Annotated in this window: 21 protein-coding genes, 1 pseudogene and 1 other annotated feature; of the genes and pseudogenes, 20 read left to right on the plus strand and 2 right to left on the minus strand. The window is 37.0% G+C overall.

Annotation, left to right across the window (positions count from 1 at the left end):
• Positions 1 to 46: 46 nt before the first annotated feature.
• Positions 47 to 91, plus strand: a sequence feature (sodium ion sensor (DUF1646 type); this cis-regulatory element may regulate processes involved in with the transportation of sodium ions).
• A 58-nt stretch (positions 92 to 149) separates the two neighbouring features.
• The 15 genes from C7K43_RS02215 (at position 150) to C7K43_RS02285 (ending at position 18,463) form a co-directional block, all read left to right on the plus strand.
• Positions 150 to 2,912: a cation-translocating P-type ATPase gene (locus C7K43_RS02215; protein WP_124005361.1), complete on the plus strand. Its 2,763-nt coding sequence runs from the start codon at positions 150 to 152 to the stop codon at positions 2,910 to 2,912.
• Between the two features lie 738 nt (positions 2,913 to 3,650).
• Positions 3,651 to 4,913: a transposase gene (locus C7K43_RS02220; RefSeq protein WP_124005362.1), complete on the plus strand. Its 1,263-nt coding sequence runs from the start codon at positions 3,651 to 3,653 to the stop codon at positions 4,911 to 4,913.
• A gap of 395 nt (positions 4,914 to 5,308) precedes the next feature.
• Entirely contained in the window at positions 5,309 to 5,629 is a 321-nt protein-coding gene (locus C7K43_RS02225; protein WP_124005363.1) for a hypothetical protein, read from the plus strand.
• Positions 5,619 to 7,583 (plus strand): V-type ATP synthase subunit I, encoded by a 1,965-nt coding sequence (locus C7K43_RS02230; RefSeq protein WP_124005364.1) that lies wholly within the window; start codon positions 5,619 to 5,621, stop codon positions 7,581 to 7,583. The genes C7K43_RS02225 and C7K43_RS02230 overlap by 11 nt, the downstream gene beginning before the upstream one ends.
• A gap of 2 nt (positions 7,584 to 7,585) precedes the next feature.
• Positions 7,586 to 8,056, plus strand: coding sequence for a V-type ATP synthase subunit K (locus tag C7K43_RS02235; RefSeq protein WP_124005365.1), 471 nt, complete (start codon positions 7,586 to 7,588; stop codon positions 8,054 to 8,056).
• A gap of 24 nt (positions 8,057 to 8,080) precedes the next feature.
• Complete coding sequence (locus tag C7K43_RS02240) at positions 8,081 to 8,665, plus strand: V-type ATP synthase subunit E family protein (RefSeq protein WP_124005366.1); 585 nt, start codon at positions 8,081 to 8,083, stop codon at positions 8,663 to 8,665.
• Between the two features lie 14 nt (positions 8,666 to 8,679).
• Positions 8,680 to 9,672 (plus strand): V-type ATPase subunit, encoded by a 993-nt coding sequence (locus C7K43_RS02245; RefSeq protein ID WP_124005367.1) that lies wholly within the window; start codon positions 8,680 to 8,682, stop codon positions 9,670 to 9,672.
• Positions 9,662 to 9,973, plus strand: a complete 312-nt coding sequence (locus tag C7K43_RS02250) for a V-type ATP synthase subunit F (RefSeq protein WP_124005368.1) — start codon at positions 9,662 to 9,664, stop codon at positions 9,971 to 9,973. The genes C7K43_RS02245 and C7K43_RS02250 overlap by 11 nt, the downstream gene beginning before the upstream one ends.
• 16 nt (positions 9,974 to 9,989) lie before the next feature.
• A complete protein-coding gene (locus C7K43_RS02255) occupies positions 9,990 to 11,771 on the plus strand; it encodes a V-type ATP synthase subunit A (protein ID WP_124005369.1) in 1,782 nt (593 codons plus the stop codon).
• Entirely contained in the window at positions 11,764 to 13,140 is a 1,377-nt protein-coding gene (locus tag C7K43_RS02260) for a V-type ATP synthase subunit B (RefSeq protein ID WP_124005370.1), read from the plus strand. Before C7K43_RS02255 ends, C7K43_RS02260 begins: the two co-directional genes overlap by 8 nt.
• Before the next feature lie 6 nt (positions 13,141 to 13,146).
• The gene (locus C7K43_RS02265) at positions 13,147 to 13,779 is read left to right on the plus strand and encodes a V-type ATP synthase subunit D (RefSeq protein WP_124005371.1); all 633 of its coding nucleotides are present in this window, start codon (positions 13,147 to 13,149) and stop codon (positions 13,777 to 13,779) included.
• Between the two features lie 507 nt (positions 13,780 to 14,286).
• Positions 14,287 to 15,303, plus strand: a complete 1,017-nt coding sequence (locus tag C7K43_RS02270) for an AraC family transcriptional regulator (protein WP_168711982.1) — start codon at positions 14,287 to 14,289, stop codon at positions 15,301 to 15,303.
• 310 nt (positions 15,304 to 15,613) lie between these two features.
• The gene (ttdA, locus tag C7K43_RS02275) at positions 15,614 to 16,534 is read left to right on the plus strand and encodes a L(+)-tartrate dehydratase subunit alpha (protein ID WP_124005373.1); all 921 of its coding nucleotides are present in this window, start codon (positions 15,614 to 15,616) and stop codon (positions 16,532 to 16,534) included.
• Complete coding sequence (gene ttdB, locus C7K43_RS02280; RefSeq protein WP_124005374.1) at positions 16,531 to 17,142, plus strand: L(+)-tartrate dehydratase subunit beta; 612 nt, start codon at positions 16,531 to 16,533, stop codon at positions 17,140 to 17,142. The genes ttdA and ttdB overlap by 4 nt, the downstream gene beginning before the upstream one ends.
• Before the next feature lie 49 nt (positions 17,143 to 17,191).
• Positions 17,192 to 18,463: an SLC13 family permease gene (locus C7K43_RS02285; protein WP_124005375.1), complete on the plus strand. Its 1,272-nt coding sequence runs from the start codon at positions 17,192 to 17,194 to the stop codon at positions 18,461 to 18,463.
• 316 nt (positions 18,464 to 18,779) lie between these two features.
• Here the strand turns inward: C7K43_RS02285 and C7K43_RS02290 are convergent, their stop codons facing one another.
• Positions 18,780 to 19,478 carry a 2-hydroxycarboxylate transporter family protein gene (locus tag C7K43_RS02290; protein ID WP_338056123.1) on the minus strand — a complete coding sequence of 233 codons (699 nt, stop codon included), beginning with the start codon at positions 19,476 to 19,478 and terminating at the stop codon, positions 18,780 to 18,782.
• Positions 19,479 to 19,642: 164 nt separating this feature from the next.
• Here C7K43_RS02290 and C7K43_RS02295 point away from each other — a divergent pair.
• Positions 19,643 to 21,000 (plus strand): annotated as a pseudogene (locus tag C7K43_RS02295) (IS4 family transposase).
• On the opposite strand, the gene C7K43_RS02300 reads toward C7K43_RS02295, so the two are convergent.
• Positions 20,905 to 21,612 (minus strand): 2-hydroxycarboxylate transporter family protein, encoded by a 708-nt coding sequence (locus tag C7K43_RS02300; RefSeq protein ID WP_226996710.1) that lies wholly within the window; start codon positions 21,610 to 21,612, stop codon positions 20,905 to 20,907. The pseudogene C7K43_RS02295 and the gene C7K43_RS02300 sit on opposite strands and share 96 nt — an antisense overlap.
• A 389-nt stretch (positions 21,613 to 22,001) precedes the next feature.
• Here C7K43_RS02300 and C7K43_RS02305 point away from each other — a divergent pair, with 389 nt between their 5' ends.
• From C7K43_RS02305 to C7K43_RS02320, 4 genes are read left to right on the plus strand one after another with little or no spacing between them, the layout of a single operon-like run.
• Positions 22,002 to 23,405, plus strand: a complete 1,404-nt coding sequence (locus tag C7K43_RS02305; protein WP_123936250.1) for an oxaloacetate decarboxylase subunit alpha — start codon at positions 22,002 to 22,004, stop codon at positions 23,403 to 23,405.
• Between the two features lie 17 nt (positions 23,406 to 23,422).
• Complete coding sequence (locus tag C7K43_RS02310; RefSeq protein WP_123936251.1) at positions 23,423 to 23,710, plus strand: OadG family protein; 288 nt, start codon at positions 23,423 to 23,425, stop codon at positions 23,708 to 23,710.
• 20 nt (positions 23,711 to 23,730) lie between these two features.
• A complete protein-coding gene (locus C7K43_RS13355) occupies positions 23,731 to 24,120 on the plus strand; it encodes a biotin/lipoyl-containing protein (protein ID WP_202583396.1) in 390 nt (129 codons plus the stop codon).
• 22 nt (positions 24,121 to 24,142) lie between these two features.
• A complete protein-coding gene (locus tag C7K43_RS02320) occupies positions 24,143 to 25,273 on the plus strand; it encodes a sodium ion-translocating decarboxylase subunit beta (protein ID WP_123936252.1) in 1,131 nt (376 codons plus the stop codon).
• The last annotated feature ends 14 nt before the right edge of the window (positions 25,274 to 25,287 follow it).

The following is a 25,287-nucleotide window of genomic DNA, read 5'->3' on the forward strand; positions in this document are numbered from 1 at the left end:
ACTTATTTTTTTGCTATAGTGGCTAAGTAAATAAAATAAACAAACAGGTTGAGCGTAAGCTTTCAAGACATAACTTCCAAGGGTGAGGAAGGTCTTGTTTGCTTGCGCTTTTTTATGTTTGATTATAGTTTTTTGGAGGGATGAAGGAATTGAAATTTTATCAACAATCTAAAGATAAAATCATCGAGCAATTTAATGTCGATATACAAAATGGCCTGACAGACGAGCAGGTATCACAACAACGGGATGAGTTTGGTGAAAACAAACTCCCTGAGAAAAAAGAAGACCCTTATTGGAAAGTCTTCCTTAAAAACTTTAAAGAGCCTATTGTTATCGTGTTAATGGGTGCTATAGTTTTATCTTTATTAAGCTCGTTTTATTCGATACAAATCGAAGGCAATATGGAAAGTGGAATGGAATCCTTATATGAAGCAATCGCTATTTTTGTTTTGATTCTCATTAATGCTTTTCTAGGGTTCTGGCAAGAAATTAGTGCGCGTAAGAGCTTAAATGCACTAAAAGAAATGAACACTCGCCATACAACTGTACTACGCAATGGTCAATGGGAAACGATCCCCGTAAATGAATTGGTTGTCGGTGATGTGGTAAGTAATACTGTTGGTGACTTTGTCGAAGCTGATGTTCGTTGGGTAGATACCAATGAGTTACAAGTGATCGAAGCTCACTTAACGGGTGAAGCGGACGCGATTGAAAAAGACACAAAAGTCATTAACGAAGACGCGGAATTGGGCGATCAAACCAACATGGGTTTTTCTGGTTCTACTGTTTCTAATGGACAAGGAACGGGTGTCGTTGTAGCCGTAGGGCAAGACACGGAACTAGGGAATATTGCCCAAATGATCGAATCCGTTGAAACGAAACCTTCGCCATTACAAAATACGGTTAATAAACTAACAAAAACGTTGATGTTTGTTGCAGGTGGCGTTGTTGTCTTTACCATTGTCGCTGGAATCATTCAAGCAGGTGAGTTAAGTTTTGATTCCATTGCCTCTGTTTTATCAACATCCATTGCTTTAGCAGTTGCTTCGATTCCTGATGCGTTACCTGCTGTTTTATCGATTGTTTTAACGATTGGTGCTAGTAAGATGGCAAAAGACAAAGGGTTGATTAAATCCTTGTCTAGTGTTGAAACTTTAGGGGCTACTTCCTATATTGCTTCTGATAAAACAGGAACGTTAACCAAAAATGAGATGACAGTGGTTCAGTATCATGCCAATGGTCAAGACTACAAGGTTACTGGGTTAGGTTATAAACCAGAAGGTGAGATTAAAAATAATGGGGATTCTTCTGATTCTTCCGTTGAAAAATCACGTAATTTTTTACTCGGCGCGGTCTTATGTAACGAATCCGCTATACAAGAAAATAATGGCGAATATCAACCGCTAGGTACGCCTACAGAAGTAGCTTTAACAGTGTTAGGTAGAAAAGTAGGCATTAGTCGAGAAGAGTTATTAGAAAACAAAGAACTTATTCGAACACTACCTTTTAGTAGTAGTCGTAAAATGATGAGCGTTGTTGTAAAAGAAGGTGACAAGTACACCTTATATACAAAAGGAGCACCGGACGTCTTAGTTAATCATAGTTATGGTATTTTAAAAAATGATCAAGTCGACACTTCTGAACAAGAAAGAACCAACTTTTTAACAACTGTCGATGAATATGCAGAAGGAGCTCTACGCACGTTAGCTGTGGGACAAAAAGAAATCTCAGAAGACGAAGCAACCAATGGCACAGTGGAAACCTTAGAAGAAGATCTAGTTATCACTGGTGTTGCAGGAATTATTGATCCCGCTCGTGAAGAAGTAAAAGAATCCGTAAGAATCTTGCATAATGCCCAAGTTGAAGTCGTTATGATTACAGGTGACCATGAGAAAACAGCTAGAGCGATTGCCCAAGAATTAGGCATTGTCAAAGATAAAAATGCTCCAGTTATTCGAGGCGCTGAAATCGAAGAAATGACAGATGAAGAACTATTTGAAAAGGTGAAAGACACCAATGTTTATGCTCGGGTTTCTCCAGAACATAAACAAAGAATCGTTAAACAATTGCAAAAGTATGGTCAAATTACCGCGATGACCGGCGATGGCGTAAACGACGCGCCTGCGTTGCGTATTGCAGATATTGGTATTGCTATGGGAATTACTGGTACCGAAGTAACGAAAGATTCCTCTGATTTAGTATTATTAGACGATAAATTTACGACTATTGAAAGAGCTGTAGAAAATGGGCGGACGATTTATGGCAATATTAAAAACTTCATTCGTCATGAAATCACGACCAACGTCGCAGAAGTTTTATCTATTCTGATCGGATTATTGTTCTTCACTCAAACTGTGGGGCACATTCCTGCTGCTACTCCAACGTTAACAGCATTAATGGTTTTATGGGTCAATATGATTAGTGACGCCGTTCCTTCATTTTCTTTAGGCTATGATGTAGCGGAAAAGAATATCATGGACGATGGCCCTCGGGACCCTAATGAATCAATTCTGGCTAATTATACTTGGTCACGTGTTTTAATTCGTGGTTTCTTTACGGGGCTTCTCGTTTATGTTGCTTTCCTTTGGGCCGCTCATGAAGGTATGGCCGCCGATCAAGCACAAACAGTGGCTTTTCTAACGCTAGTTTATGGACAATTATGGCACGTATTTGATGCACGTAGTTCGAAAACTTTATTTAGAAGAAATCCATTTGAAAATAAATATTTAGTTGCTGCTGTCTTGTTTGCAGGAATTTCTTCTTTCCTTGTAACGATTATCCCATTCTTTAATTTAGTAATGGGGACAGCGCCATTAGAAGGTTCTGTTTACCTAATGGTTCTATTTATTCCTGCTTTACCAACACTGATATTATCAGGAATTAAAGAACTATTTGGCATTAAAATTTGGTAACTTATTGAATTTAAACTGTATAAAAGCAAGGTATTATTTCTAAGTCATTTAATACCTTGCTTTTATTTTTTTATTCTAAGTTGTAAGTGGTTGCTAAGTTTGGCTTTCTCAGCTAAATTTCCAGCAAACTGGCTAGATTCTTGTGTAGTTTAGTAGGAAAGCCAGTGTCTTCTACTATTAGGTGGTCTTATCATATTTATTGCTATGAAGTTTGTTTATAACTTAGATGAGGACAAGATGGAAAAAATTCAAGATAAATTAGCAGTGAGAGATTCTGCAAAATAATCGTAAACATTTATATTTTTACCGTTGCCAACCAATTGGCTACTAGTGTGAAGGATAAAGTGTTGTAAGTTCCTTCATTTTAGAATGGTTTAGTTTGAAGCTTGAGTAATTTTCAAAATTTAAATGAATAGAAAAATGGCTGCGGATTGTTATGATAATAATCATCTTGTAGCCTTTCGTCGAGTGAGGAATGTAAAAATTTTTATTCCAAATATTTTTATGAATAAATCGCGATGTTGAAAGTCCTTGTCTTACAAGGATTAACGATTGTAATAAAAAAGAAATCGGAAGGTAAAACCCTATGAAATGAGGATTTGGCCTTTCCGATTTCTATTTTTTTAGAATTTCACGGTATAAATGAAAATAGAAAAAAGAATCATAAGAAAAGCCGACAAATCGAGCGATTTCCACTATAATAGTAGTAACGACAAAACTAAATAGGAGGCTTTTCTTATGAATTCTGAAACTATTGTACCATACAATATCAACTTATTTGAAGATTTTGATTGCGGACCGCTTCAAGAGTTTGAAGCTCTATTAAATCAGATCCCTTACCAGCACTTGATCCAGGAATTAGATGACCGACGTGCGAGCGGTCGCGATGATTGGCCGAACGAAGCGATGTTTCGCTGCTGGATTGCGATGTTTGTCTTCCATCATCAAGGGCCCACGGAGTTAATCAATGAACTTGAGCGGAATCCTTTTTTACGTCATGCTTGTCATCTTGAACCACGCTACAATCGAAAAAACGGCCACAAAAGTTTAGCTCCTAGTCCTTCAGCTTTCACACGATTTCAAAGGCGACTGATCGATGTTCAAGACCTGCTCGACGCCCTATTTGCCCATATGACCGAGGAGCTACAAGAAGCGCTCTCCGACCTCGGCGAAAGCTTAGCTTTGGATGGCAAAATTATTGAAGCCTATGCCCAAAGACCGCCAAAAAAGAAAAAATGCGAGGGGCGTCGAGATCACGATGCCAATTATACCCAAAAGACTTATACCTCTACGACGAAAGAAGGGAAAATCCAAACAAAATCCGCTTGGTTTTATGGTTATCGCGTGCATCTAATCGCCGATGCCAGATATGAGTTGCCCCTTTTATTTCGAGTAACACCCGCGGCGAATGGGGAAAAAACGGTGGCTAAGGAAATGGTGGCCCAAATGCCTTCCTGGCTGGCGGAACGTTGCGACCATTTATCCGCAGATAAAGGCTATGACGGAGGAAAATTACGCGAGATCATTGAAGATCGAGGGATGAAGCCGATCATCGATATCGTGAATCATTGGCAAGGAGAAAGCACCCGACAATATCAAGACACCGACTTCGTTTATACTTATAAAGGAGAAGTTTATTATGTGAGCGATCGAGGAAAGCTTATCCGAGCGCAATACAAGGGGTATCATGCCGCTTCGGACACCCTTCGTTATGAAACGCATCCGAAAAATGGGGCGGGGATTCATCGGGTTTCGATTCCACGTGCCGAAGATCCCCGGGTCTTTAACTTGATCGGGCGGGATTCGAAAAAATTTCAACGTTATTATAACGAGCGCTCCGCCGTGGAACGGGTCAACGGTCGTATCGACCGCGATTATCTCTTTGAAGATCACCGGGTACGGGGCTTAGCGAAAATGAAATTGCACGTGACCACCACATTTTGCTTGATGTTAGCGAAGAAAAAACGCGCCTTAGCCCAAGAAAAACGACCCGCGGCGTAACTCTCGCCATCATAAAAAAACACGGTGTATTTTTACCCGTGTCTTTCGTGCGCTCTTTTTTAAAGAAAGACTGTTCAAGAAAAAAAGAAAACGTTTATTTTTCCTTATTAAATGGGAAAAAACGTGGGTTTTCTTCTTTTTATTTCTTTTTTTATCTTTTTTACGAAAAAAATGAAGCAGCGCAAAAGATTCTTTATAAGTAGAGGTTTCCAAACGAGAAATGTTTTGCTATACTAAAAGAGTAATTAAATCGTGAATAGTATAACTAATGGTTGAGCAAATTGTTCAAGGATAGCGTTCTTCAAGGGGTGAGAAGAACATTATTTGGATAGCAAGCCTCAACCTTTTTTGTTTATCTTCTAAGAAGAAGATAAAGTTGAAAGTGGGGTGAGAATATGCAAGAAGCTTTGGAACGAATCAAACAAGCTGAAGCGAAAAATGAACGTAATGAACAACAAATGTGGGCAGATTTAAAAGAATATGAACAAGAAAAAAATGAGCAATTAAAAATGCTTGAACGTGAGAAGAAAGAAGAAAGAGATAATATACTCACTGAAATTCAAGAAAAGTATGAAGAACAGCTTCAGCAACAACAATTTTCCTTAGAGCAAGAAGTTAATACAGAAGATGAGAATTATAAACAATCTTACCAAAAAAATCGGGGGAAAGTTGTGGAACAAATTATCGAGGGAGTGAACCAAAAAAATGGTCGTTAATCCGATAAGTAAACTGTCGATATTGGCTGAAAAAAAACAACAAGACACTATTTTACAAATGCTGCAAGGCATGCAAAGTGTCGAAATGGAAGACATACTTCACACGCAAGAAAATGAAGAATGGTTACAGAAATACTTCCCGGAAAATCCAGTGTTTGATGATACTACTTTACTTAATTTTTCCGAACAGTTAACACGAGTAAAGGAAGCGCTCGCTTTTATTCGGAATCATGGTTCATCCAAACAAAAAATTCATACCTTAAAAAGGAAAGAAATGGATATCCTACGTTTGGAAAGTTCTTATGATGAAACGCAATTAACGGGTTTTTTAACGCAGGTAAAAAAGTTGCAAGAGCAATGGGAACAAGTTGAGTCTTCTTTAACTTATTGGCAGGAGGCAGAAAACTGGACCAGTCAATGGCGTAATTTTGATATTGACCCGACAGATGATTCAGCATTTGTTTCGTATTTCTTGGGGCGAGCGTCCAATGACCAGTGGGAAGATATCCAATCCTATTTAAAAAAAGCAAAAGTCCATTATGAAATAAATGACAGTCAAAAAAATGAGACTTTTTTCAGTGGTTTGTTTTTAAAAAATGAGAAAGAAACGATTCAAAATCAATTATCCGAACTGGGTGCTTTATTTGAACAAAACCCTTATGAAAAATCGCCTAAAAAAATGTTAGCAACAGCTAAAGAAGAACAATCTCAATTATGGCAACAGCAAAAAAAGATGACCAAGGAAATTGGGAGATTAAAACAACAAGTTGCCTATTTACAATTGAATGAAGAAATTTTACTGACGAAAATTCAGCGGGAAAAGACGAAAGAAAACCTCGTTCATTCGAATTATGTAGTGGTGATTAGAAGCTGGATTGCTGCAGAAGATTTACCTGAGATCAAAAAAGAACTTTTCCAAGTATTTGGAGAAAATGAGCTTTACTTTTCTTTAGAGGAACCTACACGTCAACAAATTGACGAGAACAAGGTACCTACGAAATTAAAAAATAAAGCGCTGATACAACCGTTTGAAAGTTTGACCAGTATGTATGCCATGCCCAAATATGAAGAAATTGATCCTACGCCGTGGATGGCGCCGTTTTATTTCGTTTTCTTCGGTATGATGGTGGCCGATACCGGGTATGGACTTATTATTCTACTGGCGTCTACGATTGGTTTACATTTTATTCCTTTGAAGAGAAACATTAAAACGTTTTTGCGTTTATTTCAAATTCTTTCTTTCTCCATTATCTTTTGGGGAATTATCTACGGCTCAGCTTTTGGTGCGGATCTGCCTTTCCAATTGTTGAATCCGACGGAAGACTTTATGACAATCTTTATGATTTCACTGGTTTTTGGTGGTATTCAGCTTTTTACTGGCTTGTTTTTAGCGGCAAAAGAAAATATCAAGAAAAAAGATTATCTTTCAGCTGTACGTGAAGGTTTTTCTTGGCAAGGAATCTTAATAGGAATTTTGATGATTGCACTTGGTGCGATGATTGTGGATTCTGAAGCAATAAAAAATAGTGGAATCGTTTTAGCTGTGGTCAATGCATTATTAATCGTAGGAATACCTATTATACAATCGAAATCCAAAGTGGGTGGCTTCTTTAGCGGACTTTATGATTTATATGGCATTACCGGCTATATTGGTGACTTTGTCAGTTACAGCCGCTTAATGGCTTTGGGGATATCAGGCGGCAGTATCGCGATGGCTTTTAATCTATTGGTAGGAACTTTGCCTCCAGTAGCACGTTTCACTATCGGGATTGTCTTGCTGGTAGTACTACAGGCACTCAATATTTTCTTATCCATGTTAAGTGCTTATGTACATGCGGCGAGATTACAATATGTTGAATTCTTTGGCAAATTTTTTGAAGGCGGCGGCAAAGCGTTTCAACCATTTAAAACAGAGGAAAAATATATAAATATTCATAAAAAATCGGAGGAATGAAAATGATTAATTTTTTACTAGAAAACAATGATGGGATGATATTTGCAATTTTAGCGATGGGACTTGCTACAGTTCTTCCAGGAATTGGTTCAGCGATTGGTGTCGGCAAAACTGGGGAAGCATCTTCGGCTTTAATGACGAGTCAACCAGAAAAATTTGGACAATCGTTAATTTTACAACTACTACCAGCAACGCAAGGTCTTTATGGTTTTGCGATTGCAGCAATGATTTTTACTAACTTATCTCCAGATATGTCTGTTGTTGATGGCCTTGCTTATTTGGGTGCTTCTTTACCTGTAGCTTTTGCTGGTTTAGTTTCTGCTATTCCCCAAGGCAAAGTTTCGGCTGCTGGTATTCAAATCCTAGCTAAAAAACCAGAACACTTCTTTAAAGGGGTAATGTATTCGGTCATGGTTGAAATGTATGCCATTTTAGGTTTCGTTATTTCCTTCTTGTTATTTGGCAGCATTTAATGAGGGTCAAAGGAGGGGAAATCCATGGATGCAATTGAAACGATTATTCATGATATTGATCAACAATCAGAAAATGAGCGAATAACTAAGAAAAATGAGCGATTAGAAGAGATAGAGCAAACATTTGAGACGGAAAAACAAAAGATCGAAAAAGCTCATGAAGAACAACTAGCTACACAAAAAGACCGTTTAGAGAAAAAATTTCGACAAGAAAAAAATCGTAATACTGTACAAGCACGACAAGCGCGCTTAAAAAGAAAACAACAGTACTTAGAACAAATTTTTGAAGATGCTTATCAAGAAATGGCGCAGTGGGATGTGCAAACAACCCGAGAATTTTTGCTGTCTTCTCTTAAGCAAAGTGGACTTATCAAAGGAAAAATAATTCCGGGCGGTTTAACCGATGATTCTGTTTATTCTGCTGAATGGATCGAACAAATCAACCACTCAGAAGGGATGGAACTTTCCTTAGGCGAAAAAAGTTCGAGTTCAGAGCATGGTTTTTTACTTGAAGTTGCAGGAATTCAATACAATTTTTACTATCACGAATTATTGGCTGAAGTAAAAAAATCAGCTAGTGGTGAAATCATGCAAACCTTATTTACGTAGAGGAGGAGGACGCAATGAAGGATTTATATCATACAGTCAATCCCGCGGTGCGCTTGAAAGAAACTGAGTTACTTACCAAAGAAACGTTTGAACAATTAATCGCAGCGGAATCGTTTGAAAAAATTAGAGAATTGTTGAATCCGACAGTCTATAGTAAATATTTAACGGATCATTTTCAATTTCATTTTGAAGAAAGTTTGGATGAAGAATTAGATAAAACTTATCAAGAAATGATTGAACTAGTACCTGATCCAACAATTGTATGGATTTATACGATGCGTTATACCTTTCATAATTTGAAAGTTTTAACCAAAGCGGAAAAAATGCAGGAAGATTACGATCATCTATTTATGCCTGATGGTTTCTACTCAATTGAAGAAGTCAAGTCCGCAATTGAAAATGGGGTATCAGGAGTGCTTCCCAAATCAATTATTGAAGCGATTCACGATGTTAACCAATATTTTGAAGAATCGGCTATTTTACAGGGGATTGATGTCATTTATGACCGCCATTTTTTAACGGAACAGCGTCGTTTAGCAGAGGCATTAAAATACCCGGAACTATTACAGGAAGTTATTGCCTTTATTGATTTTAATAATATCATTACAATGGCTAGATGTATTTTGCAAAATCGCAGTCAAGCGTTTATGTCTGCTGTTTTGTCCGATGCAGGTTCAATAAAAAAGGAGACTTTTTTAAACTTTACTGATCAATCAATGGAAGAGTATATAGCCTTTTTAGGAAGAACAGATTATGGACGTTTGTTAGAGCCAGCTTTGCAAAAGGACAAAATTGATTTTTTACAGTTAGACTTGATCAAAGATAACTATCTGACGTCTTTGTATGAAAGGTCGCAAACAACCGCTTTTGGCCCGTTACCATTATTAGCATTTTTAAATGCCAAAGATATTGAAATAATGAATTTACGTTTGCTCATTGTAGGAAAACGAAGTGGGTTTACTAAACAGCAAGTAAGAGAAAGGATGCGTGAAATCAGTGAGTTATAAAATTGGGGTTATCGGTGATAAAGAATCGGTGCTTCCCTTCAAGTTATTCGGTTTTACGGTCAAATATGGCAATAATTTAACAGAAATTAACCAAACCTTTGATGAAATGGTAGAAAAAGGTTATGGCGTAATTTATATTACAGAATCATGTGCGCAACAGATTGACAAAAAAATTGAAAAAATTAAAGGACAACTTTCGCCAGCGGTCGTTTTGATCCCTGACCACGATGGTTCAAGAGGAATCGGTCTTGAATCGGTGCAAGAAAATATGAAAAAAGCAGTCGGACAAAATATTTTATAGGAGAGGGGATGATCAAGTGAAAGTTGGCAAAATTACAAGAATTTCTGGACCATTAGTGATGGCTGACAATATGGAAGAAGCCAGTATACAAGATATTTGTTATGTAGGCGATTTGGGCGTTGTAGGAGAAATCATTGAAATGAGAGGCGATGTTGCTTCTATTCAAGTGTATGAAGAAACTTCCGGTATTGGCCCTGGTGAACCGGTCCAAACAACGGGGGAAGCACTTTCAGTTGAATTGGCGCCGGGTATCGTTTCGCAAATGTTTGATGGGATTCAACGCCCCTTAGACGTTTTCGCTGAAAAAACAGACAGTACATTTTTAAGTCGTGGCGTAAAAATTCCTGCATTGGATCATGAGAAGAAATGGCAATTTCAACCCAATGTTGTCGTTGGCGATGATGTGATTGAAGGAGACATTTTAGGAAATGTACAGGAAACAAAACTCATTATGCATAAAATCATGGTACCAGTGGGGATAAATGGTAAAGTAAAAGCGATTTATGATGGTGAATTTACGATTGATGAAGTTATTTGTGTGATTGAAACAGTAAATGGGGATAAAGAATTAACCATGCTACAAAAATGGCCGGTTCGTCGTTTCCGCCCAGTGAAAGAAAAACTCAATCCTGATGTACCTATGTCTACTGGACAGCGGGTTATTGACACCTTCTTTCCTGTAACCAAAGGGGGAGCTGCAGCAGTTCCCGGCCCGTTTGGAGCGGGTAAAACGATCGTACAGCATCAAATTGCCAAATGGGCAGATGTCGATTTGGTCGTTTATGTTGGTTGTGGTGAACGGGGCAATGAAATGACTGATGTCATGAATGAATTCCCTGAATTGACCGACCCAGAAACTGGGGAATCCTTGATGAAGCGGACCATTTTAATTGCTAACACTTCGAATATGCCGGTATCTGCCAGAGAAGCTTCGATTTATACGGGAATTACCATCGCTGAATATTTTAGAGATATGGGCTATTCGGTTGCCATCATGGCAGATTCTACCTCGCGTTGGGCAGAAGCTCTACGTGAAATGTCGGGTCGGCTTGAAGAAATGCCCGGTGATGAAGGCTATCCAGCTTATTTAGGTAGTCGCTTAGCGGAATATTATGAACGCGCGGGTAATGTGGTGGCTTTAGGTGCAGAGAAACGGCAAGGAAGCATTACCGCAATTAGTGCAGTTTCGCCATCTGGTGGTGACATGTCAGAGCCTGTTACCCAAAATACACTACGTGTGGTTAAAGTATTCTGGGGCTTAGATTCGACGTTATCACGACAACGGCACTTTCCTGCTGTTGATTGGTTACAAAGTTACTCGCTTTACTCAGATGATGTGAATGAGTATTTTGATCAAAAACTGGGTGCTGATTGGTCTGGACTAGTCGGTGAAAGCATGCGAGTATTGCAAAAAGAATCGGATTTAAATGAGATCGTACGTTTAGTCGGTGTTGATTCTCTTTCGGAAAAGGACCAATTTGTTCTAGAGATTGCTAAAGAACTCAGAGAGGACTATCTGCAACAAAATGCGTTTGACGATGTCGATACCTTTTCTTCAATTGACAAGCAATATTACATGTTGAATACAATTATTTCTTTCTATAATGAAGGAATAAATGCCCTAGACTTAGGCGGTTATTTATCTGAACTTTTAAGTGGGACTTCTGCCTTAAGAGATAAAATTGCCCGTATGAAAAATGTTCCTGAAGATAACCTACAACAAATTAGTGATTTACAAAGTGAAATAAAAGAAACGATCCGAGATACCCTGCAAAAAGGAGACATGGCGAATGATTAAAGAATATAAAACAATCACTGAAGTAGTCGGTCCTTTAATGATGGTAGAAAATGTTGAAGGGGTAAAATCCGAAGAACTGATTGAAGTGCGCATGCAAAATGGTGAAACGCGCCAGGGACAAGTCTTAGAAATCGAAGAAGATAAAGCCTTAATTCAAATTTTTGAAGGAACTTCTGGGGTCAATATGAAAGAATCGGTAGTCCGTTTTCTAGGCCATCCCTTGGAATTTGGCGTATCTGAGGATATTCTAGGGCGTGAATTTGATGGCTTAGGTCGTCCTAAAGATGGCGGGGCAGAAATCTTACCCGAAAAAACACTTGATATTAACGGAGAAGCGATCAATCCTTACTCACGTGATTATCCTGACGAATTTATTCAAACGGGAATTTCGACTATTGACCACTTGAACACCTTAGTACGAGGCCAAAAATTGCCGGTTTTTTCTGCTTCTGGTTTACCTCACAAAGAATTGGCGGCTCAAATTGCGCGTCAAGCAACTGTTTTAAATTCAGATGATGAGTTTGCTGTGGTGTTTGCCGGTATTGGGATTACCTTTGAAGAAGCGGAGTTTTTTATGCAAGACTTTCGTGACACAGGGGCGATTGATCATTCCGTTGTCTTCATGAATTTAGCGAGTGATCCTGCCATTGAACGAATTGCGACTCCGAAAGTAGCCTTGACTGCTGCCGAATATTTAGCCTATGAAAAAGGGATGCACGTATTAGTCATTATGACAGATATGACTAACTACTGTGAAGCTTTACGTGAAATATCTGCTTCGCGTCGTGAAGTTCCTGGACGTCGTGGTTATCCAGGCTACCTATATACCAATTTAGCCACTTTGTATGAAAGAGCGGGAAGAATCAAAGGCGCTAGTGGTTCGGTAACGCAGATCCCGATACTAACGATGCCAGAAGAAGATATCACCCATCCAATTCCTGACTTGACAGGCTATATTACGGAAGGACAAATTATTCTCTCACGTGATTTATATAAAAATGGGATCCAACCACCAATTGATGTCCTGCCTTCGTTATCCCGTCTAAAAGATAAAGGGACCGGAGAAGGCAAGACAAGGCGAGACCATGCAGCAACTATGAACCAATTATTTACTGCTTATGCACAAGGAAAGCAAGCTAAAGAGCTAGCCGTCGTTTTAGGTGAAGATGCTTTATCTGAATCAGATAAAATTTACTCTAAATTTGCAGATGAATTCGAGGACAAGTATGTAAACCAAGGTTTTAAAACGAACCGAACGATTGAAGAATCGTTAGATTTAGGTTGGAAATTACTGGATATGCTTCCTCGAAATGAATTAAAACGAATCAAAGACGACATGCTCGATGAATTTCTTCCAGAAAAGGAGTAGGTTGCTATGGCAAAATTAGATGTTCAAGCCACTCGGATGGAAATGTCTCATCTTTCTGATCAATTATCAACGGCCAAAAGAGGCCATAAGCTGTTAAAAGATAAGCAAGATGAATTGATGCGGCAGTTTATTACATTGATTCGTAAAAATAATGAATTACGCAAAGAAGTAGAAGAGAAAATGGCACGTGCTATGAAAGCTTTTCGTTTAGCCAATGCATCTTTGAATGAAAATTTTATCGAAGAAATGTTCATTTTACCAGCAGCAAATGTCACCTTAGATATGGCAAAAAAAAATATTATGAGTGTGTCTGTGCCGATTATGAACTTTCAATATGATGAAGATTTCTTAGAAGCGCCCATTGAGTATGGTTTTTTAAATTCCAACGCTCCATTAGATAAATCGATTGATGGGTTTACAGATGTTTTACCGCAGTTGTTGGAACTAACTGAAATTGAAAAAACTTGTCAGCTCCTTTCCGATGAAATTGAAAAAACTCGGAGACGGGTCAACGCACTGGAATATATGACAATTCCTGAATTGGAAGAAACGATTTATTATATTCAGATGAAGTTAGAAGAAGATGAACGCGCAGGTGTCACAAGAATGATCAAAGTAAAAAATATGCGGCAGAATTAATGATCTTTAGCAGAAATGAGACAAAAAATAGGTCGTAAAGAAAAGAGAAGTTTATATAAAGTAAAATAAGGTAAAAAAAGACCTTTGGTGGATTTCAATCAAATGATTCCTATAAAATAGACATTGGAAAAATCTCTTAGAGAGGTTCTTTGAACTATTTTATAGGGATGTTTTTTATGACAATAGAAACAGAAAAAGTTCGTTTTGCTTCATTTCAATTCTCTTCAGTAAATAAACAGATTATCGGTTTTGGATTGTTTGCTATATTTTACCGTTAAAAAGGTTAGAATATTTAATAAACTGGAATTGCTAATAAATTCTTTATCACAAATTTAACTAATTGTATTGACTAATTAGTTAAATTGCTATAGGTTGAAATTGTAAGCGCTAATAATATTAGAGGCTCCGCGTTATTTATTAAAATAAGTTGTGTAAGCAATGTCTTGTGATTTATCAAACAAATTTATAATTGTTTTAGTATTTTTCAACAAAATGGAAGGAAACTATATGCAAAAAAAATTACATATCGAAAATCAAAATGTAGATGTAGATCAGTTAATATATAAAATTGGAAGTTATCATTACAATTGGCATAATAATCTTGAATTGTTTTGGTTGATTTCAGGCAGAATTGAAATGACCGTTGATGGCTGCTCTCAAGTTATGGAAAAAGGCGATATAATTTTAATAAACTCTAACAGTGGACATGTCACATTTGCTTTAAAACCTAATAGTATAGCTATGAGAATGTATATTTCCCCAGATTTTTTTATTAAAAATAGCTATAATTTGGATCAAGGTTATTTTGAATTAAATACGTTATGGGAAAAAAACAACCCTGTCTTTCAACATTTAAGAAAAGCTTTGGCTAATTTATATTTGTGTACTGAAAATGGTACAAAAAATTTAGTAAAAATAAATAAATATTTATTTTCCATTGCAGATTTGCTTTCAGAGTTTTATCAAAAAGGCAACAAAAAAATGAACCTTCAAGCGGTTACACAAGGTGAAACAGCAATGGATACTGTAGTTGAGTATATAAAAAATCATTATGCAGAAGAGATCACTTTAGATTTATTAGCCAAAAAATGCAACTATTCTTCCTCATATTTATCTAAATTGTTTAAGTCGGAACTTGGGATAAATTTTTATGAATACTTAACCCGGCATCGTTTGATTTATGCTATAAAGGATTTAGCAAACCCTGAACTAAAAATATCAGAAATTACTTTTAGGAATGGTTTTAGTGATGTCAAATCCTTTAATAATATGTTTAAAAAACACTTCCAACAGACTCCATCAGCTTACCGTAACCAATTAAATAATGATTTAAAAATAGTGGATAGGCAATTTAAGAAAGATTTGACGACTGAAGAAAAAGAGGATATTACCTTGTACCTAAAAAAATTAGTATCTAATGGTAGTGTACAACTTGAAAATCCGTGTTCTGGTTGCTTGGCAAAAGAATACGAAGAAAAATATTTTGGTTTAGTAAAAAATATAAAACAAGTCATGCCAAACTAAAAAATGGATAGTCGATTTTTGTTGTAACTTTTTAGTCAATAATCAGCTTAGCTTATGGGAAACGGTTTAATACCGTTTCTTTTTTTGCGCTTAAATAAACAAAAAGATACTTGGTAAATATGTAATTCGATATAAAAAATATTGTGAACTGTTTAATTATCGGATAGAAATACTATTTACATTTGTCATAATTAAACATAGTTAATTGTTCGTAAGTTAGGGGATGTTTGATTAAGGAAAAGTATAGACAGAAGCATCTAAATAAATTGTTTTGTATATTAAATATTTTAAAAATAGGGGGGACCGCGTTATGAGATATACGTATGAAGAAGTCGCGTTGTCAACAGAAGCGAAAAAAATGAGAGATATATTGGTCGATTATATTGGCGTTGTTAGTCATAGGTTACCTGATGATATTGCAATGAAAATTAAAGAATTAGGAAAAATTGAGATAGATCCGTTACAACAATTAGTTTATGCCACTATGAGAGAAAACCAAATGCTTGCTGAAGACTTAGACCGTCCGAGTTGTCAAGACACCGGGGCTTTACAATTTTTTATTAAAGTAGGTACTAATTTTCCACTAATCAATGAATTAAATGTAATTTTAAAAGAAGCAGTTTACTTGGCAACCAAGAGTATCCCATTACGACATAATGCAGTTGAAACGTTTGACGAATATAATACTGGGTTAAATATTGGAACCGGTTTACCTACGATTTACACTGAACTTGAACAAGATAGCGACACCATTGAGCTTTATGTATATATGGCTGGAGGTGGCTGTACTTTACCTGGTGCTGCTAAAGTTTTAATGCCAGGGGAAGGATATGAAGGCGTTGTTCGTTTTGTGATGGATCAAATGACTAGTTATGGGATTAACGCTTGTCCTCCTTTACTTGTAGGAATTGGCGTAGCTACTTCTGTGGAAACGGCAGCAATGAATTCTAAATTTGCTTTAATGCGTCGCGCAGAAAGTATTAGCCCTAATGAAAATGCGGCTAAAATGGAAGGTTTGTTAGAAGAAGGGATTAATAACATTGGTTTAGGTCCTCAAGGATTTGGTGGACAAAAGTCAGTAATGGGCGTAAATATTATCAATACTGCCCGTCATCCTTCTACGATAGGTGTTGCTTTAAACACGGGTTGCTGGTCTCATCGTAGAGGGAAAATTATTTTCGATAATAATTTAAATTATGAATTACCATTACACGAAGGAGTATCACTATGAAAGAATTTCACTTAACTACACCTATTTCAGAAGAAGATATTAAGGATGTTCAAATTGGAGATATTGTTTATTTGGATGGAATTATCGTAACTTGTCGAGATGTTGCTCATCGTCGTGTCGTTGAAGAAGGGCTAGACCTACCTGTTGATGTTAAAGATAAGGCTATTTTACATGCTGGACCGATTATTAAAGAAAAAGAGAACGGTCAACATGAAATGGTTGCTGTTGGTCCCACTACAAGTATGCGAATGGAAAAATTTGAAGAACAATTTATAAAAAAAACGGGGGTACGGTTAGTTGTTGGCAAAGGGGGAATGGGCCCGGGCACTGAAGCTGGGTGTAAAAATTATAATGCTTTACATCTTGTATATCCGGCAGGGAATGCTGTCTTTGCTGCGACTAAAGTTGAAAAAATTGTAGACGCACAATGGAAAGATCTAGGCATGCCAGAAACACTATGGGCTTGTCAGGTGAAAGATTACGGGCCATTAGTGGTTTCAATTGATACAAATGGTGATAATTTATTTGAAAAAAATAAAATTGAATTTAATAAGCGTAAAGAAGAAGAAATTGCACGAATTAATAAAGAAGTAAGGTTTATCAAGTAAAGCTGATAAGAACGCTTTACTTGAATAAATCATAGGAAGGAGAAATTCAATGGATTCTGCTGTTATTACACTTCTATTTTTGGCTTTCGCCATTGTTATGTTTGTAATGGAAAAAATACCTATCGTGCTTACTTCTATGATTGTCTGTATAGGTTTGGTTTTGACGAGAGTATTAGGTCCAGAAGAAGCTTTTTATGGTTTTGTGGATACTAATGTGATTTTATTTGTGGCGATGTTCATTGTTGGCGGGGCTCTTTTTGAAACGGGAATGGCAAATAGGATCGGTGGTCTTGTCTGTAAATTTGCTAAGACAGAAAGGCAACTGATTGTCGCTATTATGGTTATTACAGGAATGATGTCTGGTTTTTTGTCTAATACAGGTTCGGCAGCAGTCTTAATTCCTGTTGTGGTGGGAATTGCTTCTAAAACTGGATATTCGCGATCAAGGTTATTATTACCATTAGCTTTAGCAGCAGCGATGGGAGGAAATCTTTCTCTCATTGGCGCACCTGGGAACTTGATCGCTCAATCAGCTTTACAAGATGCAGGATTAAGTTTTGGCTTTTTTGAATTTGGATATATTGGACTTCCAATTTTAATTTGCGGAATTTTTTTCTATAGCTTTATCGGTTATCGTTTTTTGCCTAACGAAACCAGAACTGATGAGAATAGTACGTTTTCAGCAGAAGATGATAATTTTTCTTATGTTCCAAAATGGAAACAAACTTTGTCGTTAATCATCTTGATTATGACTATTTTAGGTATGATCTTTGAAAATCAGATTGGAATACCTTTGTATATTACCGGATGTGTGGGTGCAATATTCCTTGTTTTATTTGGAGTGATTACAGAAAAACAAGCATATAAAGCCATTGATATGCAAACAATTTTTCTGTTTGGAGGGACGTTAGCTTTAGCAAATGCTTTAGAAACTACAGGAGCTGGAAATTTAATCGCAGATACTGTTATTGGCTTATTGGGACAGAATGCTTCACCATTTGCTTTATTAATAGCTGTTTTCCTATTGGCAGCCATTTTAACCAATTTTATGTCGAATACGGCAGCCACTGCATTATTAGTTCCAATAAGTTTGTCTATTGCAACAGAGATGGGAGCTGACCCAAGAGCAGTTTTAATGGCAACCGTTATAGGAGGTTCTTGTGCTTATGCAACTCCGATTGGAATGCCTGCTAATGCAATGGTTTTATCACCAGGGGGCTATCGTTTCATAGACTATATAAAAGCAGGTCTACCATTGATGATAGTTTCCACAATTATTGCTCTGGTATTATTGCCCATTCTTTTTCCATTTTATTCTTAGGGGTATAGTAGTTATCGCTAACTTGAAATTTTTACTCACGAAAGAGACTGATTATTTACAGAATTTCTCGTGATTTGATACTGATATATCATATATTTATCTACTTTATAGCCTTTAGGAATTTAGCAATTTAGCAATAATTCAAGCATGTGGAATCGTTATAGTAAAATTTACGCTGATCCACTTTTGATATATTTAATTATGAAAATAATAAGTTTATAAAAAAAGAACGCCCTTTGGTTAATTTCATTTCTTTGAAATTGCCAAAGGACGGCTTAGATTTGTTACACTAACTTCAATATTCAATAATTCATTATCATAATAGTATTGAGAACAACACACTTGCAATAACTAAGATAATAGCTCCGCCTAAACGACTAGATAATTGAGCGTAAGCCATTAATCCCATGCGGTTAGCAGCACCTAATACGGCTAAGTCTCCTGAACCGCCACGATTTGCCATACATAGTCCAGCTGTAACAGCTGTATCGATTGGGTAAAACCCTACTAGGTAACCAACAGCACCTGATCCAAGTACTGCACCGACGATAATAAATAAAGCCACAACGATATTTGGAAGTGTAACAGCTGCAAGCAATTCGTTTAGGTCAAGATCGACACCAACACCAACCATGATTAGTAGTGTTAAGTGTTTTGTAAAGAATGATTGCAAACGTTTAGCTCCCATACGAACATTAAGCGGAACAACCCCTAATGCACAAAGGATAACTACAAAGATAACCATGTAAGCTAATTCGTGAATTGGGAAACCAAAAATTTCAGGTAATAATACATTACTGAATAATAGACCCACTGAATAAGCTCCAAGAGCAATTAAAAGACCGGATGCAACATCTCCAAGTGTTGGAGTGTAATCTTCATCTGCAAGATCATTTTCTTCAGCTCCGCGAATGATTGTCTTTCCGTCACCTGTTAGTTTAGGGAAAGCATCTCCAAGTTTGTTTAGTAAAGCAGCAGCAAAAATCGCAAAAATATTTCCAACAGTTAAGATAATAACTCAAGTTTCGCACATGTAAAATGATATTAAACAACGGTCTTATCAACTCTTAGGTCGAAAAAAGTCCTGATATTGACTGCCTACCTTTTTATACAAAAAGAACTCCTTTTGTTTTATAATTGATTTAACCACAAACCAAAAACAAAGGAGTTCTTGCCTTTATGGTACACTTAAAAGCTATTAAAAATCAATTACCGAATGAAATAAAAGCCCTTTTTTCTGAATTAAAAGTCACGCAATTTTTAAAACAAGCCCATATGGAAAAGCAAAAAGGGTATTCGGTGGCTATTCTATTCACTTTTCTCTTTAGCCTCGTCTTTAAAGGAAAATCCTTAAACCAAGTTCTCAGTGGGCGGGAAAGCGACCAATACATGAAAAAAGATACCGTGTATCGATGGATGAACAATCCCCATAACAACTGGCGTCTGTTTTTACTTCGGTTTAGTGCGTCTGTCATCGAAAAGCTCCATTCTTTAACGGATACGAAAACCCATATTCGGACGTTGATCTTGGATGATTCGACGTTTTATCGTAATCGAAGCCAAGAGGTACCAGGCTTAGCTCGTCTTTGGATCATGCGCTCAAACAAGGATACAAAGGGTATCGTATGCTTACTTTAGGGTTCTCCGATGGCTATTCTTTCATTCCGATTGATTTCGGGTTACTATCCGGTAAGAAAAAAGTGAACCAAACAATAGCAGAAAAAGATCAACGAACCGTAGGAGCCAAACGATTCAACGAATCAAGTCGTAAAATGCCCGAAGTGGCACTTGAGATGGTTCAACGCGCCTTGAACCAAGGGATTTACGCCACCCATGTGTTGATGGATAAATGGTTTACTTCCCCTAAAATGATAGACCAATTACACGATATGGGGATTCACACCATTGGGATGGTGAAAAATGGAAAAACCAAATACCTTTTTCATCAACGTTTATACAAGCTGGAAGAACTTTATGCCAAATCTACGAAAGAATATACACAAGAAGCGATTATTTCCTCGATTGTGGTGAAACCAAGCTCCGGCAAAAATCCCGTGAAAATCGTTTTTGTCAAAAATCACAATAAGAAAAGTGCTTGGTTGGCGATTATGACCGATGATCTGGATTTATCTTCCCAAGAAATGGTCAAAACATACTCGGCGAGATGGGACATCGAGACATTTTTTAAGGCATCGAAATCATTGCTTCATCTGACTAAAGAAACACAAACGCGACATTATCAAGCCTTAATTTGTCACACCACCATTGTGTTCACACGGTATATTTTATTAAGCTGGCAGCAGCGCTGTGCCAATGATGAGCGGACCTTAGGTGGCTTATTTTATGAACTGGGCGATCAAATAAAAGAACTCGATTGGTCCGCTGCTCTTATCGAATTAGTACATATTATTCAAGCGGTAAGTGAAGAATCAGGAAGCCAATTACAAGATTTTATTACAAGTCAACTCCAACACTGGGTGGATACTCTGCCCCGTTATATCAAGGCTTATCTCCCAGATTTGGTGTGCGAAACTTGAGATAATAATAGCAAAACTGTAGTAAACTTCGCTTCCTTCACCAGTAATACCAGCATAAACTTCAGATAGAGGAATTGCGCCACCACCGTTTCCGCCGCCCATAATAGGTAGCGTATAGTGAGTAATCGCTTCCCCAGGCGTAATACCGAAAAATAGACCGCCTAAGATAGCAAGCAACATAGCGCCTACTAAACCACCAAGTATAGCCGGGAAATAACCGGCAAAACTTTTCATTAATATCTTTCTTTCTAAAGATAATACCGATCCAGTAATTAATACAACAATATAAAATGATAGAAAGTTAATTTCACTCGTAAAATTATCAATAGAAGATACATAAGTTGATGGGATTAAATTATAAGTTCCGATAACTGATGTACCAATAAATGCTAACAGAATTCCTCCGCCAATGTATTTATTCCAAATAGGTAGACGTTTGCCGATTTCATTTAAAGGAATACCAATTGCTAACATAAGGGCAAAAGTACTCGGCATATCGGTACCTAAAGCACCTGAAAACATCGCTGAAAGGATAAGTATACAGGCAACAATCGTTACGTACCATGGAGCGCCGTATAATTTCAACCCTTTCTTTTTCTCATCATTAGCCATAAAATTTCGCTCTCCTTATTATTAAAATTTAATTTTTGTAAATATAGGCTCATTAAGAGTTAATAAATAAATCCTAAACCTCACTTTCTATTTATTTATATAATTAAATGCAGATGTTTACTGCATCCTTTAATCACAGAATAATCATAAGGGATGCGGTAACCGTATTCAATGCTTTTTCAAAAAAAGTACACTGAAAAAACACTATAGAGTGGATTTCTCATCATTAAAAAAGGAAAAATCAAATGGAAAACAAAGTGCAACATGTGTTTTAGGTGTTTTTTTGCCTAACTTTGGTTGACTGGTCTGGGATATCACGTAAAATGAGATTGTATATGTCAGCTTTTTTTATGAAGGATGATAATAAAAAGAAAGGAAAGGGAAAAGACATGAGCGAAAATAAAAAAATCAAGTTAATGGAAACTGTCTTAAGAGACGCTCATCAAAGTTTAATGGCTACTAGAATGTCGACAGAAGACATGCTTCCAATTGTTGAAAAATTGGATAAAGTGGGCTATGAAGCATTAGAATGTTGGGGTGGAGCGACTTATGACGCAGCTATCCGTTACTTAAATGAAGACCCTTGGCAAAGATTGCGAGAAATTCGTAAACGAGCAAAAAATACTAAACTACAAATGTTGTTGCGGGGACAAAACTTATTAGGTTATCGTAACTACGCTGATGATGTAGTAGAAAGTTTTGTTGCTAAAGCTGCTGAAGCTGGAATCGATGTTTTCCGAATTTTTGACGCTTTAAATGATGTAAGAAATTTAGAAACTTCGCTTAAAGCTGTCCAAAAGGCTAATAAACATGCTCAACTTGTTCTTTGCTATACAATTAGCCCTGTTCATACTGTGGATTATTATCGTGATCTAGCAAAAGAATTAGTAGACATGGGCGCTGATTCACTTTGTGTAAAAGATATGGCAGGGATTATGACTCCTGAAGTTGCCAAAGAATTAGTTAGTGAATTGAAGAAAGTCGTTGATGTTCCTGTAGAAATTCATACTCATTCAACGAGTGGCACTTCGGAAATGACATATCTAGAATCTGTAAAAGCAGGTGCTGATATCATTGATACAGCCATTTCTCCTTTTGCAGGCGGAACAAGCCAACCAGCTTCTGAAACGTTAGCTTATGCTTTAAAAGAGTATGGCTATGAATTAGATGTTGATATGGATCTAATGGAAGAAATTGCTGATTACTTCAAACCGATCAAACAAAAATACGTCGATGAAGGTGTTTTTGATTACAAAATGATGGATGTAGAGCCAAATGCTTTATTCTATCAAGTGCCGGGTGGTATGTTATCTAATCTTTATTCTCAACTTAAACAAGCGAATGCTACAGATAAATATGAAGATGTTCTTAAAGAAGTACCTGCAGTCCGCAAAGACTTAGGTTATCCACCGTTAGTAACACCGATGAGCCAAATGGTAGGAACACAAGCTGTCTTTAATGTATTGGCAAAAGAACGTTACAAGATGGTTCCTAATGAAATTAAAAACTATATTCGCGGAGAATATGGAAAGTCTCCAGCTCCAGTGGATAAAACTGTGCAAGAAAATATCATTGGTGACGAAGAAGTTATTACAGAACGTCCAGCTGATCGCTTACAACCAGAAATGGAATCATTGGCAGCTGAATTAGGTGATTTAGCCAAAACAGAAGAAGATGTATTGACTTATGCATTGTTCCCACAAATTGGACTAACTTATCTAAAAAATAAATATGCACCAAAATCAGAAAATAATGATGATGGCATTACTAAAATTAAAGTTACACAGGTATAATAAGAGAGGGTGTCAGAATGTCAAACTTTACAATCCTAGACGGTCTCGTACTAATGGTAGCCGCTATGCTTACTGTGTTTATTGTATTGTTAGGTTTATGGGGAATTTTGATCATTGTAAAAAATTTGGTTGAAAGACAAAATAGTCAGCAAGCAGCTCCAACTAATAATAATCAAGCAGAAGTAACTGTAAATGAGGGGAAACCGGAACCTTCAGAAGGAAAAACAGAAGATGGTTCGATTCCACCTGAAAAAGTAGCTCTTATTATGAGTCTGTTAGTTGATAAAAGTAAAAGAAATAAATAAAAAAATTGGGAGGAACGAAAGTGAATAAATATGAAGTAGAAATCGACGGTAAATTATACCGCGTTACGATCGAAGAAATTAGTGAAAATGAAAGAACAGAACCAAAAAACAATAATAATAATGAAAATAATGCGCAACAACAACAAGCAAGCCCTTCGACTGAACAAGCACAACCAGCGCCTGCTCCATCTTCTGGAAGTGGCCAAAACGTCACAGCTCCAATGCCAGGCAATATCTTTAAAGTATTAGCTCAACCAGGGCAATCAGTTAAAGAAGGAGAAACAGTGGTTGTCTTAGAAGCAATGAAAATGGAAAATGAAATTGTAGCTCCTGCAGATGGCACTATTTCCGCTGTACATGTAAAAGAAGGACAATCAGTGGAAGCTGACGACGTATTATTTGAATTATAATTTCTGAGGAGGTACCAAAAAGATGTTTGATGTCGTAAACGAATTGGTTCAAAACTCAGGAATACTAAGTATGACTTATAAGGAATTGATTATGATTATCGTTTCGCTTATTTTCTTGTACTTAGCTGTTCGAAAAGGGTATGAACCATACTTATTAATACCGATCGCTTTTGGAATATTGTTGGTAAATCTACCATTAGGCGGCGTAATGGATGCACCATCAAATGGCGAATCGGGAGGACTTTTGTATTACCTCTATCAAGGGGTTGACTTAGGGATATACCCTCCTTTGATCTTTTTATGTTTGGGAGCTTCAACGGATTTCGGTCCACTTTTGGCTAACCCTAAAACATTACTATTAGGAGCCGCAGCACAGTTTGGTATTTTTAGTGCTTTCTTTTTAGCCATTGTTGCAGGCATGTCACCAGAAGAAGCGGCTTCTATTGGTATTATTGGTGGGGCAGATGGTCCAACAGCGATCTATTTAACAAGTCAGTTAGCTGACCATATCTTACCTGCGATCGCTTTGGCGGCTTATTCATATATGGCTTTAGTGCCAATTATCCAACCACCTCTTATGCGATTACTTACTACTGAAAAAGAACGTAAAGTGAAAATGGAACAATTGCGTACGGTATCTAAAAAGGAAAAGATTTTATTTCCTATTGTAACTACGCTTTTTGTTACTTTAATTATTCCATCAGCAACGACTTTGGTAGGAATGCTAATGTTAGGAAACCTTATACGTGAAAGTGGACAAGTACCTAAATTATCTGAAACATTGCAGAACTCATTTATGTATATTGTGACTATTCTTTTAGGTGTTTCTGTCGGTGCAAAAGCAACGGGTGAAACTTTCTTAACGTTGAATACACTTATTATCACAGTGTTAGGTCTTATCGCTTTTGCTGTAGGAACTGCTTCTGGTTTGTTATTAGGTAAATTGATGTACAAGATGACAAACGGACAAATTAATCCTCTAATTGGGGCAGCGGGGGTTTCTGCCGTACCAATGGCAGCTCGTGTTGTTCAAAAAGAAGGTATTAAATACAATCCAAGTAATTATCTTCTGATGCATGCGATGAGCCCTAACGTTGCTGGGGTTGTCGGATCAGCTGTTACTGCGGGTGTATTGTTATCCTTCTTCGGTTAATTTATATAATGTAG

The sequence above is a fragment of the Tetragenococcus koreensis genome, assembly GCF_003795145.1.
In the GTDB taxonomy this organism is placed as follows: Bacteria; Bacillota; Bacilli; order Lactobacillales; family Enterococcaceae; genus Tetragenococcus; species Tetragenococcus koreensis.